At 48.3% G+C, this 12,567-nt stretch carries 6 protein-coding genes; 1 reads left to right on the top strand and 5 read right to left on the bottom strand.

Annotated features, from left to right (window positions below):
- Window position 1: 1 nt before the first annotated feature.
- The 5 genes from ONB37_13065 to ONB37_13045 all read right to left on the bottom strand — a co-directional run bounded on the left by ONB37_13065 (window position 2) and on the right by ONB37_13045 (window position 10,149).
- On the bottom strand, window positions 2-2,944 hold the full coding sequence (locus tag ONB37_13065) for a TonB-dependent receptor (GenBank protein MDZ7401086.1): 2,943 nt from the start codon (window positions 2,942-2,944) through the stop codon (window positions 2-4).
- 270 nt (window positions 2,945-3,214) lie between these two features.
- Window positions 3,215-4,432, bottom strand: coding sequence for a glycoside hydrolase family 88 protein (locus ONB37_13060; GenBank protein MDZ7401085.1), 1,218 nt, complete (start codon window positions 4,430-4,432; stop codon window positions 3,215-3,217).
- Between the two features lie 324 nt (window positions 4,433-4,756).
- Window positions 4,757-6,448 (bottom strand): T9SS type A sorting domain-containing protein, encoded by a 1,692-nt coding sequence (locus tag ONB37_13055; GenBank protein ID MDZ7401084.1) that lies wholly within the window; start codon window positions 6,446-6,448, stop codon window positions 4,757-4,759.
- A 355-nt stretch (window positions 6,449-6,803) separates the two neighbouring features.
- Window positions 6,804-9,785, bottom strand: a complete 2,982-nt coding sequence (locus ONB37_13050) for a TonB-dependent receptor (protein ID MDZ7401083.1) — start codon at window positions 9,783-9,785, stop codon at window positions 6,804-6,806.
- Window positions 9,786-9,801: 16 nt separating this feature from the next.
- Window positions 9,802-10,149, bottom strand: coding sequence for a response regulator (locus ONB37_13045; GenBank protein MDZ7401082.1), 348 nt, complete (start codon window positions 10,147-10,149; stop codon window positions 9,802-9,804).
- A 347-nt stretch (window positions 10,150-10,496) separates the two neighbouring features.
- Here ONB37_13045 and ONB37_13040 point away from each other — a divergent pair.
- The coding region (locus tag ONB37_13040; GenBank protein MDZ7401081.1) for a histidine kinase at window positions 10,497-12,567 on the top strand (2,071 nt) is incomplete at its 3' end.

Genomic DNA, 12,567 nt, shown 5'->3' with positions numbered 1-12,567 from the left:
GTTAAAATTCCACCACCAGTCCAAATTGATAAGACCGTGGTTGATTGCTGTAAATTAAAAACGATTGATCCACGCTGAACGGCCCCTGCCTCCCCTTATCCCACCAATAGCGGATTCCATTCTGACGATCGTTGATGGGATAAAGCTCATAATACTGCAGAGGGAGGTTCGGGTTAGTGGCTGTGGGGCGCTGAAATAGATAATCGTAATTGAGAATCTTATTGTTGAACAGATTATATATTTCACCATAAATCGTCGCTGATAAGCCGACCACGTGGCGCAGCGTCTTGGTCAATCTCAGATTGGTATTGAACTCCATCGGTGTGCGTTTCACATTGATCAACCGAATGTCGAAAGGCGAGGTATAGGGTCTTCCGCTTTGCAGCGATGAATGAAGAGAGACCGCCAGTTCAGCAAGCGGTTTTCCTCCGAATAGCGCGGGCCCCCATTCTCGCCCCGTCGTATAGCTGATGGTGACAATTAGGTTGTGGGTTCGATCGAAATCCAACAAAATATCCCGAGTTGGCACGTTGGTCAAATCTGTCGTAACGACGCCCAGCGTGTCCCGATTGAAAATTGGGGTCGCAGCGGTAGCCGTGGCACTTTTCCCCGTCGCATAGCTGAATTGATAGTTGATCGACCCAGTTAGGTTCCCGCGCCGTTTGTTGAGCGCGATGCGAAAACCTCGGATATCCGCATAATCGAGGTTGAAATATGAACTCACCTGATAACCGGCCCGTTCGTCGATGAAATTGGATTGTTGAATTAGGTTTTTGACATCTTTATAATAGCCGCTGATGTCCAACGTAATTCCTTCAGTGAGGGCCTGAACCACTCCAATATCGTAGCTATTGGTGGTCTCAGGCTCAAGGCGCGGATTGCCCAGAATGATCGGATCATTCAATCGCTGGCCCAGTCGCGTTGAAACGATATATTGAAAAGCTGGGCGTTGCATGAAAGCACCATAGTTCAAATGAAACACAGTTCTGACCGAGATCGGAAATGAAAAACCCAAGCGCGGCTGCAAACGGCCGTAGATTGGTGGCTTTTTGCTGACTGCTTGCGAGGGGTGGAATCGTCCCAGTGAGTCTGGATCCCCAAAGGGGGTGTACAGATCAGGATAGTATTTTTTGCCAGAATACCAGAGGTCGAACCGCAGCCCCACGCTTGCGATCAGGCCTTCGAACTCCATTTTGTCCTGGATATAGATCGCCGCCTCGAATGGTTTGGCGGTGTAATTTTCGAGCTGTCTACTGGAGCGAATGTTCAAAAAATTTGAGACATCAATTCCATAGGAGTTGAGCTGGATACCGGCATTAAGCAAATGCGCTTTTGTAATTTGACTGGTCCATGCCCCATCCACAGAAATCGTCCGTGTTCTCTCATCAGTAAAGCTATCATAACCCATTTGATAATTGAGCCGATCGGGCGAATTGTTATTGGGATAGGCGATCGTTCCTACCACCCAGTTGAAATCCACCGAATCGGGAAGGACGGGTGGTACTGGCGTTGCACCCAGGCGATTATGAGTGAAAAGGGAATTAACTTTTAGCTCGTAAAAGGAGCTTGGGCTCACCGTCTTGGTCACTCGAACGCCAAACTGGGCATTGACCTTTTTTCGTTCCCGCACGCCAGTGATCCGGTCCCAGAGCCAGCGCTGATATCCACCAACGTTATTTGAACCCGGAAACACATAATCGTGCAGATGGTTCAATCCGGCGCTGAGCCGGACCGTTGCACCCGAACCCAAGTCGGTCACAATGTTCCCCATGCCTTGATATTCGACGTTCGGCCCCTCGGTGGGAAAGACGCTCCAGCGCCGATTCGAGCGGCCGGCGATAAACAATCGTGTTCTCTGATCGATCGGCCCTCCAGTCGCCAGCTCCAACGAGTTGTCGAGCTCATTGCCATAGATTCTGCCGATATCTCTCCTGGTTTGTTGCCAGAGCGCCTGCGCCACGGCAAGTTGAACAAGGGTGTCCCCGGCGAAGCTACCAGTTAGTCCCGAGGCCATTGAACCGTAATAGGGTTGTGGCAGATCAGCGCTGGGATCGCCACGCAACCAGACTTGCTCGTTGAGCAACAATCGGATATAATCGTTTGCATTCGGATCAAAAACGCTGGGGCCGAAATGCTTGCGACCTGGTGCTCGCACGCGGGATTCCAATCTGGTCCACCAGTGATGCGGATCCCCCTCCTTCATCGAAATATTCACGATACCGGATTGGGCATTGCCATATTGCGCCCCAAACCCGCTGGTGATCACCTCTACCTCCTCTACGCCACTCATGATCGGCTGAAACGCCGTCGATCGGTCCAGCGGATTGACGATCCCCATCCCTTGCAATAGGTAATATTCTTCACCCTCCCGGCCCCCTCGGAAATGACCATCAATAACATCCACCGCCAATTGAATTATATCCCCAATATCCCGAATGCCTGGTAACAATTGAACATCATCAAATCGGACGATCGAACTGGTGGAAGTCTTATCCCGCTCCACATCCGGCCGTGTCGCTTGCACCACCACCTCACCAAATTCCAACACAGACTCCTCCAGTTTAAAATCCACCCGTGTGGTTCGATTGACATGCACAATTACATCCACTACCTTCATCTTCTCATATCCCATCATGCTGGCGCGCAGCTCATATTTCCCAGGCGGGATATTCAAGATATAATATTCACCATTCACATCAGCGGCCGCCCCCAGCAGGGTACCGACAACAACAACATTCGCCCCAGGCAATGGATCCCCGGTCTTTGCATCTCTCACCGATCCAGCGATCTTGCCAACGCTCTGCCCGTTCACCCAACTCACAAGAATCAAGATCAGTCCGATTGCAATGAGACCAGCTCTTAACCATTCACTCTGAGATCGATGGAATCCAGAGCCTCCATATCTGATTGTTTTCATAAATTTCAGGCGATTTGTAGCTGTCATCACGCCTCCTATTTAATGACCACAAATATATTTCAAGTGATTCATCGTTATTCTTGATCTCGAGCCGCTGCCATCACTCCAGATCACTCGAAATCCCATTTCATTAATTCACGATTAGAGCCATCTAATATCATGACATTTTTGGGTTCATCTTTCCGATATGCCCCCTCTTGAAACGAGTGGTAAAAATCTGAACATTCCGATTGAATGTTTATACCATTCCAAACGATCAACCGACCAGCTAAATCAGTCAATCCGCATTTATTTCCATCATTTCCTCAATGCTTCATATTCGAGACTGGCGAGGATGAACGGACCAACCGCCTTGGGATCGTTGCTTCGAATTGGCTCGCTGATATAATATTCGAAAGAACCATCTCGATATGGACTGCCCCCTAGGCCAGCGACGGAGCAAACTTGATGAATATTGGCCGTTCCATCTGGATCAACGGTGATGAACTGCTGAATGATCCCATTATACCCACGTTGTGCATTAGACTCGAAAGACCGATCGAGATAACCATTGCGAATGCCTTTCAGCAGGGCATAGACGAACATGCACGAGGCCGATGATTCGAGATAATTGCCGCTACGCCCCATCTGATCGACCACCTGATACCAAACCCCGGTTTTCGGATCCTGATATTTAGCGATCGCTGATGCCAATCGGTTCAAAATGGCAAGGACTTCAGCCCGACGCGGATGGTTGTCTGGGAGAAAATCGAGCACATCGACCAACGCCATAGCATACCAGCCCATTGCGCGGCCCCAAAAGTTTGGCGAACGCCCAGTCACTGGATCAGCCCAGCGCTGCAGCCTGCTTTCATCCCAACCATGATAAAGCAGACCAGTATTTTCATCTCGAGCGTGGCGTTCCATCAACACGATCTGATTAACCACATCATCTAAAAGTTCTGGTTCGTCGAATTTCTGGGCAAATTCTGCCAAGAAGGGACTGGCCATGTAAATCCCATCCAGCCACATCTGATGGGGATAGATTTTCTTATGCCAAAATCCCCCCTCACTGGTTCTCGGATGGGTCCGCATTTGCTCCCTCAGCAATAGGATTGCCCTCTTGAATTTTTCATCCCTCGTTTTTTCATACAAAAGAAACAGCGGCTTCCCAGGATTAATCCGATCGATATTGTATTCATCCAGACGGTAAGTCAAAATATTGCCGCTACTATCAATGAACTGATTGTAATAAGCCCGGACATACTGGAAATACTTTTCCTCCCCAGTCGCCTGCCAGACTTGCAAAATGGCTTTCAATACCAAGCCCTGGGTGTATTCCCACTTGGGCGTTTCGCGGAAATCGATCATCCATGGTTCAGGATTTCGTTTCATCTCTGAATCGGCCATGCGCACGGACCAACGAGTGGCGCGATGGCTGATACACGCTTGCTGGCTGATAAAACTGAGCGACAACAGCATCACTGTCAGCGAACCGAAAGCAGAGACATAAAAGTTTTGAAATAGTTTTTTCACTTAAAAATCCCTTTTCTGAAACTGCGAATTAGCTGAATATCTCTTGAACATGATCCGTCTGAAGCTTAGATCGGACATCGAACGCGATCTCTCGTCTCTTTGATCTGTGCTGGTTTGATCAAAAGCCACTTGATGCCTTTCCATCCTTAAAAGTAACCACCGACACCAATTTTGGAAGCGAAAGCTTCAGTTAGAGCAGTTTTCTATTGAACTCCTGGTAAAATGCCAGCGATCGGGAGCGGCGAGAGAACTGCTCCGCCCTCCCGATCTGGAATGAGTCCCCGAGACCATCGATCCCTCCAAGACCGATGGTTTGTTCGGACGCTATTTCAGCAAAAGCATCTTTCGGACACTGGCTTTTCCGTTGGCTTCTAATTTATAGAAATAGACTCCATCGCTCAAATGCGACGCATTGAATTCAACCTGATGATAGCCGGCAGATAGATTCCGATCCAGTAAGGTTGCCATGTGCTGACCGAGCAAATTATAAACGGTCAATTTCACAGGGCCAGCTTTGTCGATGCTGAAAGAAATGGTTGTCGATGGGTTGAACGGATTGGGATAATTCTGGTGCAATGCGAATTGTGTTGGCATCCGCCCCTTCTCAGATTGAACCCTCGTCACCCATTGTTCCCATTCTGCTTTCTTGTCTGGGAACCAATTGAGGTCACCGACAGGGAAACCTCCCTGCGCCCCTGTATAGGCCACTGAGGTCATCGGATAAGAGCAGTTTAGGGTATCGCGGTAAAATTCGATGCGGCGTCGATCGTAGTCATCCCGCTCTTTGACGAAATTGGTTTGATCTTTCTTTCTGCCACCGCCGGTTGGACTTTCGTACCAGCGCATCATGTTGGTCATAAGTCTTGGGATTTTAACGAGGCTGAGATTAATATAGGTGAACGCGTTCACGGAATCAGCACCTAAGCGCTTGTTGATGTGATAAGAAAGCGGAGATCCGGGACCGAACTTGAAATCGTTCAAAAACGCCCAGCCAGAATCGCTGATGGTGTAATAATTATTCCGAACCGTCCACTGGGTGACCTCGTTGGGCGCCGTGAAGATCCACGTGATCCGATTCAGCCCATTGGGATAGAACTCACCGGTGTTGGCCCATTCCGCCGCGCGGGTCACATCGGTGGAATCTTCGCCCAGGGCAAATGCATCGACAAACAAGTTGTTAGTAATGATGATCTCTGGCCCCACATTGCCCAAAGAGAATAAGCCGTGGAATCCCATCCCGTTCACGAAAGTATTATGCTCGATCCGGCCGTATTTGATCTCTCCAGTTCCCGCCTGCGGATTGCTGAAATTATAATGCCGAATCGCACGGTCCTGATAATTCACAAAAGTATTGTTCACGACGATGAAAGTATCGCAAGCCGCCTCTCTCAGATCGATTCCCTTACCAGCCCCAAGGTTGGAAGTGGTCAGCGCACCCATATTGGCAAATATCGAATTGGTGATCTGAACCTTCACTGTGTTCTGGCCAGTTCGAACATGTTGCCCATTGATATTGGACATGATGACTCCGTCCAAAATTATCGTTGACCCCACAGCCGTGGTATTGATCAATCCACCTTGAACGCCACCTACGCGGTCAGGCTCTGGTTCGAAAAATCCAGCGATACAGATATCCTTCAATTCCAGATTGCCACCATTGAGCACCACAAAATTGCCTGGTGGACGTGTTGGGTTTGATCCGGTTCCAGTTTCCCAAAGATATATCACCGGTTTTGGCCCCGTACCAGCTTCGGCTCTCATTCTGAGCCACTTCCCATTCGGAACAGTAAAAATCGCGTTATGGAGATAATACTTGCCGCGCGCCAATTCATAGACCCGATTGGCTTGCAACCCTCCCGCAGCCGTGGTATCGGCGACAATCTGGGCATTCACAAAGCTCTCCGCCGTCCCATCATACGGTTTTAGCTTTACCACCACCTCCTGACCAGATACTACAACAACCGTGACCAGGATGATGATGGCAGCAGCCATAGCAACAATATTCCGGTAACCCATGTGAACCTCCTTCATTCATTTGATTGGACTCTTCATGATTTCGTCTCCACCGCTCAAGCATCGGGGAGCGAACAGGGATTGACGATTGATTGCGATCACTATCACTCAACCCGCTAACTAAAGTTGATCATGCATCACCTCCTTAAAATGTTTGCAGCAGCAAAAATTTCTTGTCGCATTTATTCCCGAGCGATGAACCGATAACCGCACGTCAAAATCGATTCTTGCATTTCGAACCTCTTATTGAAGACAATTTTTATAGCTAAAGGAACGACTATCTTGTTCTCGGTACTCCAAAACGATGGATATGCGATTGTCACGACAACAGAATGGCACTGGGATGAATTGGAAAAAATCAAAATTGGACAATGACCCCAAAATCAGCGGTCATGCCATATTTTTCGCTCTCGTTGAACAATCGCCGATCATAGACGCGATTATAGATTGAGCTGCCATCCTCCACATTGGTGAGATTGCTGAGATTGAGCACTAAAGTGATGGAATTGGTAATTTTTTGCCTCAGGGCAACATCAACGCGAGTAAACGCATTGGTAACTTCATCGCTCAGCCCAGAGGCAGAGTACGAGACGTTATGCTCTCCCTGATGAAAAAGCGAGATCCGTCCAGAGAAATTGCCAATGTCATATCCCAGGGCGATATTGCCAAAAAACTCTGGCATGCCTTCTAACTTCTGTTTTCGTTCGATCAAAATATTTTTGGACTTGATAAGCGGGAATAGTCCTGAAGAATCTATGTAAGTGATGGTCCGCGAACCATAAAGCACCGCCTCTGATCGTACGAGGGAAGCATTGTAAGAAAGCACAAGATGTTTCAGCAGGCCGGGGAGAAAATGAAAGTTGATCTGATGCTCGAATTCGATGCCCCAGACTTTTGCGGGCTTCGGTGAATTGTAAGGAAGTGTCAAATTATACGGCGTTGTTTTCATTTGGCTGGCCCATCGGATGCCGAAAAAGCGGAGCAGCGAATCACCTACGGTGTTGAAACGGTTTAGCATGTGATACATGTCCTGAATCTCCTTGTAGTATCCTGAGATGGAGATCAGGCCTAGTGATCGACCGAAAAACGAGGTATTGGCCTCGAAATTCCAAGCCTGGGCGGTTTTCAGCCGTGGATTGCCCACGTAGACCTGAAATTGGGTTCCGACCTCTGCTGGACGGCCAGCAATGTAGCGATCCAGCCGCATATTGAAATCGGGACGGGCAAGCGCCTTATAAGCAGCCAACCTCAGTTTCATAAAATCAAAAGGCGAATAAGCGATATTCAAATTCGGCAATACCACAGTTTGATCCGCAGCCGAGGTCGTATCTCGGATCGAATTCGCTGGCACTGGGAATCCTGCAACTGGTTTCGGCATATACGAGGCGATATAATCGTTATCTTCGTATTCGATTCGGACCCCAGCGATGATCGTCAATTTGCGCCCCAAATTCAGGGTATTCATCAGATAGCCGGCAGTCACCCGTTCCGTGATATCATAATCATCATATCGAATCAGCGGATTGGGCCAGACCTCTCGCTGGTTGCCCGTGGCATCGATCCCGTAGCGATTCAGTTGCCACCACTGTCGCAACCGAGCTCTCTCAACCAGGGGGGTTAATTGATAAGAACCATAGACCGATCGCGAAGTTGGTTTGCTGAAAAATTGGTTAATTGCAATGAATCCACCGCCCGCTTTGAGCCAATCTTCAAAATAAGTCCCAGTGAAATCTTTTTTCTGGAATGTCCCATCGGGCAGCAGTTCATACGGTTGCCATTTGCCGAGATAATAAGGCGTGAAATCTTCGCCGCGCTCATTCGTACGATCTTTGATCTTATATTTCCCACCGAATTTCAATTCCCCGGAGACCTTGTTTGCTAATAAATAGGGCGCACCAATATCCAAAAAAGCAGTTCGCTCTTTATCGAAATTGTGCTGGGAACGATAATAAGCCCAATACATTGAGGCATTGGCGAAGTTATTGACTGCATAATCGATCAATTGCGCCGGATTGCTTTGCACCATCGGAGAGGGCAACATCCCCGATGGCTCTACAAAAATAGCCTCGTAGTCAAACGGGTATTTCGCTTCCGATTGGCCTAATGACACTCCCCAATTTACCTTAAGCCCCAATAAAGTATTATCGCCCCGGAGCGAGCTATTCAGCGTATAAATTTCTTGTTCGCGATCTCGATAATCGTAAACCGGGTTGCCCTCCTGATTGCCGCCGCCATTGGATGGATAATCCCGGGTCGACCAGAGATAATCTCTTTTCGTTCTCCCGTAAACCGTATTGAATCGAATTGTCCCTTTATCAGGGGTATCCAGATCCAAAAACAAGCTGAGACCATCTCGTTTTCTGATTTCATCGGTAAATTCGAGCAAAAAATCGTCGATAAAATATCCAGCCTGGGAGCGCTTTGGATCTTGATTATAATTGACATTGATCCGCTCATTGCTTCGAATTCTGCGCTCGAAATTTCCCGCCAATTGAATGCCCAACAGCTTATTGAAGAAGCGCTCGCCATAGCGCAGCGAGAGATCATATTGGTCTGCCGAATTCATGAGTCGATTATAGTCGCCCTTCAAATCGAGCCTAAATCTCCGACTATCGGGTGCCTTTTTAGTCACCAGATTAATGCTCCCGGCAAGCGCATCCCCATCCTTGTCAGGAGTTGTCGCCTTATAAAGCTCGATGCCTGCAAGAGAGCTCTGTGATAAGGTGCTTAAATCGACCCCGCGGCTTGTGGCATCGGTCGGAGGTATTTTCACTCCGTCAATGGTGATATTGGTGAATTTATCCTCGAGCCCTCGTAAGATAACCTTATTCGCCTCTCCACCAGACCGAATAATCGAAACCCCTGGCAATCGGCCAATGGCCTCTGCCGCATTCGCATCGGGCAACTCTTGGATCTTCTCTTCAGAGACAATATTGACAATCGTATTCGAACTGATCTGTTTGTTGATCGCAGCCACCTGCCCTTCTGCCTGTGCAGTAACCTCAACCAGTTTTCCTCGGATTATATCATAAATCAGAGCGACATTGACCTCCAGCGTCCGATTCTGCTGGACTTCGATCTCGATATCTTTTGGTTGATAACCGATATAGGTGACCCGAAGCGTGTAACGTCCCACCGGCACTCGCATGATCCGATATACTCCTTCCACATCCGTCGCGCTGCCCAACGATGTCCCTACAATGAAGACATTCGCACCAACCAATGGTTTCGAATTCGCCGCATCGCTGATCACCCCACGAACGCTTCCCTGCCCAAAAATCAAAATCGGAGAAACAAGAATTGCTACGATTAAAAGCAATTGATAACCTTGCTTTCTCATGACAGGACTCCTCGAATTATAGTTTTTGTATCACCTTCGTCAATTTCCTCTTGCTGATCGGCTTCATCAAATAATCGATGGCCTGATAGTTTTTAGCTCGCTCGAGATATTGATCGAAAGCGGTGATGAACACCAGCTTGAAATGGCCATTGACTCGGTCCAAAAAATCAAAACCTGATCCGCCTGGCAGTTGGATGTCCAGGAATACCAGATCAGGTTTCAATTCATTATGCAATTTGATAGCATCCGTAACACTCGATGCCTCGCCCACCACCTGAATGTTGGGATAGTGCGAAAGCATGCTCTTAAGCTCGGCCCGAATGAGCCACTCGTCCTCGATGATGAGCGTTTTATGCAGATTCATGGCACTAAAAATTTATGGTCGCTTCATTCGAATAAAAAATTCATTCGAGAGCTAGATTAAATTTTACTGACTAGCCGATCAAACATGAATTGGCAGCTCTGGACCGTATTTCTGTCCGTCGGTTTCAATCGTCGTGATAATCATATACGAAAAAAGAAAGCAGAGTAGATCTATCCAGAATTTGCCAAGTCAATTAGAAAATAAAAATGGAAATTTTCAAGGCGAATTATGTAAGCGGCGAAATAAAATGGTGAGCGGCTTTCGGATCTCAAAAATGAATTGACATTTTCATCAGAAAAGCTTATTTTAAATCAATACTAAAGGGGCATCGACCAAAAATCTCGACTATGATGAATGCTTTTCTAAAGAATCTCCTTAGCGTTACTTTCTCATTTTTGAATCTATTCTGCCTGTTTTTCTTATTCGCTCTGATCAGCTATGGGTCGCTCCATGCCCAATCCCAGGACCTCAAATTCACCAACATCACCATCGAAGACGGCTTGTCCCACAGCAAAGTCAACTGCATCTACCAGGACCGCCAGGGATTTCTGTGGTTCGGCACCAATGAGGGCTTGAATAAATATGATGGCTATTCGTTCACGATCTACCAGCCCGATCCCGATGATTCGCACAGCATTTCGGCCAATCTTATCCGTTGCATCCTGGAGGATCGCAACGGGAATTTCTGGATCGGCACCGAGGCGGGTGGCCTGAATCGATTTGATCGCCATCAAAAAAGATTTACTCATTTCACGGCCGACTCCTCATCTGAAATCGTCCTGAGCGGCAACAATGCCAATGCGATTGTCCAAGACCAGGATGGCAATTTATGGCTGGGCACCGAGCATGGCCTCGATCGGCTCGATCTGGAGCACAAAAAAGCCTGGCACTATTTGCCCTATCCGCCCGAGCAAAATCCCCGTCTCTCGAATGAGGTGATGGCCCTGCTGGAAGATCACGAGGGTGTCATCTGGATTGGCACGTTGGGAGGCGGACTGTGCGCCTTTGATCGTCATCGAGAAGCATTCAGCTATTACCGACATGATCCTCACAATCGCTTCAGCATTGGTGACAATGAGATTTACTCCATTTATGAGGACACCAAAGGCGAGCTCTGGATCGGTACGCTAAACGGTGGCCTGAATCGCTTTGATCGAGTCAACCAACGCTTCTATCGCTATTATCCCGATCGCAACAATCCCGAAAGCACCACCATTCGGGCAATTCTGGATGACGGCAGGGGCAATTTGTGGGTCGGCAATCGCAGTGGTCTTTACAATTTTGATCGCCAAAACCATCGCTTCAGCTATTACAGCCATGATCCGAATAATCCTTACAGCCTAGTTCAAAATTCAGTTCAGACCATTTTCAAAGATGCCAAAGGCGATTTGTGGATCGGCACCCGTGGCGGCATCAGCTTCCTGAATACCTCCAACCTACCATTCGTTCATTATCGAGCCGATGTGAATAACCCCCGCTGCCTCAACCGACAAGCGGTTTACGCCATTCTGGAAGATCGCAACGGCGATCTCTGGTTCGGCACCGAGCATGGCGGATTGAACCATCTGAATCGCAAGACAGGGTTATTTACCTACTATGAGCATGACAACCAGAATCCCAATAGCCTGAGCGTGAATAATATCAAGGCGCTACTGGAGGATCGGGAGGGCAAGCTTTGGATCGGCACTTTCAATGGCGGACTCAATGTCATGGATCGCCAGCGAAAGCGATTCATTCATTATCATCACCAAGAGAACGATCCCACCAGTCTGGCGGTCGATAACGTGATGGCGCTGTTTGAAGACAAAGAGGGAAACATTTGGGTGGGAACTTACGGCGGCGGATTGGATCGCTTCAACCGCCGAACCCAGCACTTCGAGCATCTGCTGACCGACTGGCACCACCTCGGCTTCAACAATATCTATTGCTTCTGGCTGGATCGGCAGGGTCAGCTCTGGCTTGGCGCAGGCCAGAGCAGGGTCGGCGCTTTTGATCTTCAGGCCAAAAAATTTACACCCTATCGGCTCAACCATCGCATCAATAATGTCGATGTCAGGGCCATCTATCAGGATCGGGCGGGCAAGCTGTGGTTCGGTACTGTCGGAGCGGGACTGTATCTTTTTAACCCAACAGATTCATCATTTCGAGCCTATGCGCAAAAAGATGGCCTGCCGAGCAATATCGTCTACGGCATTCTCGAAGATGACGCTGGCAATTTATGGTTGAGCACCACCAATGGGCTATGCCAGTTCAATCCCCAGACTGGCATGATCAAAAATTATTATAAAGAAAATGGCCTGCAAAGCGACCAGTTCAACTACAATGCTTATTTGAAAACCCGTGATGGCCAGATGCTGTTCGGCGGCATCAACGGCGTGACGGCGTTTTATCCCCAGCAGATCCAGCAGAACACATTCA

This window comes from candidate division KSB1 bacterium (genome assembly GCA_034506395.1).
Taxonomy (GTDB): Bacteria; Zhuqueibacterota; Zhuqueibacteria; order Thermofontimicrobiales; family Thermofontimicrobiaceae; genus Thermofontimicrobium.
This window is presented reverse-complemented; position numbering and strand designations above follow the sequence as displayed.

What these genes read in the sequence shown, in the direction of transcription:
- ONB37_13065 (MDZ7401086.1), bottom strand. Translation starts at nt 2,944, where the DNA reads ATGACAGCTACAAATCGCCTGAAATTTATGAAAACAATCAGATATGGA.
- ONB37_13055 (MDZ7401084.1), bottom strand. Translation starts at nt 6,448, where the DNA reads ATGGGTTACCGGAATATTGTTGCTATGGCTGCTGCCATCATCATCCTG.
- ONB37_13050 (MDZ7401083.1), bottom strand. Translation starts at nt 9,785, where the DNA reads ATGAGAAAGCAAGGTTATCAATTGCTTTTAATCGTAGCAATTCTTGTT.
- ONB37_13045 (MDZ7401082.1), bottom strand. Translation starts at nt 10,149, where the DNA reads ATGAATCTGCATAAAACGCTCATCATCGAGGACGAGTGGCTCATTCGG.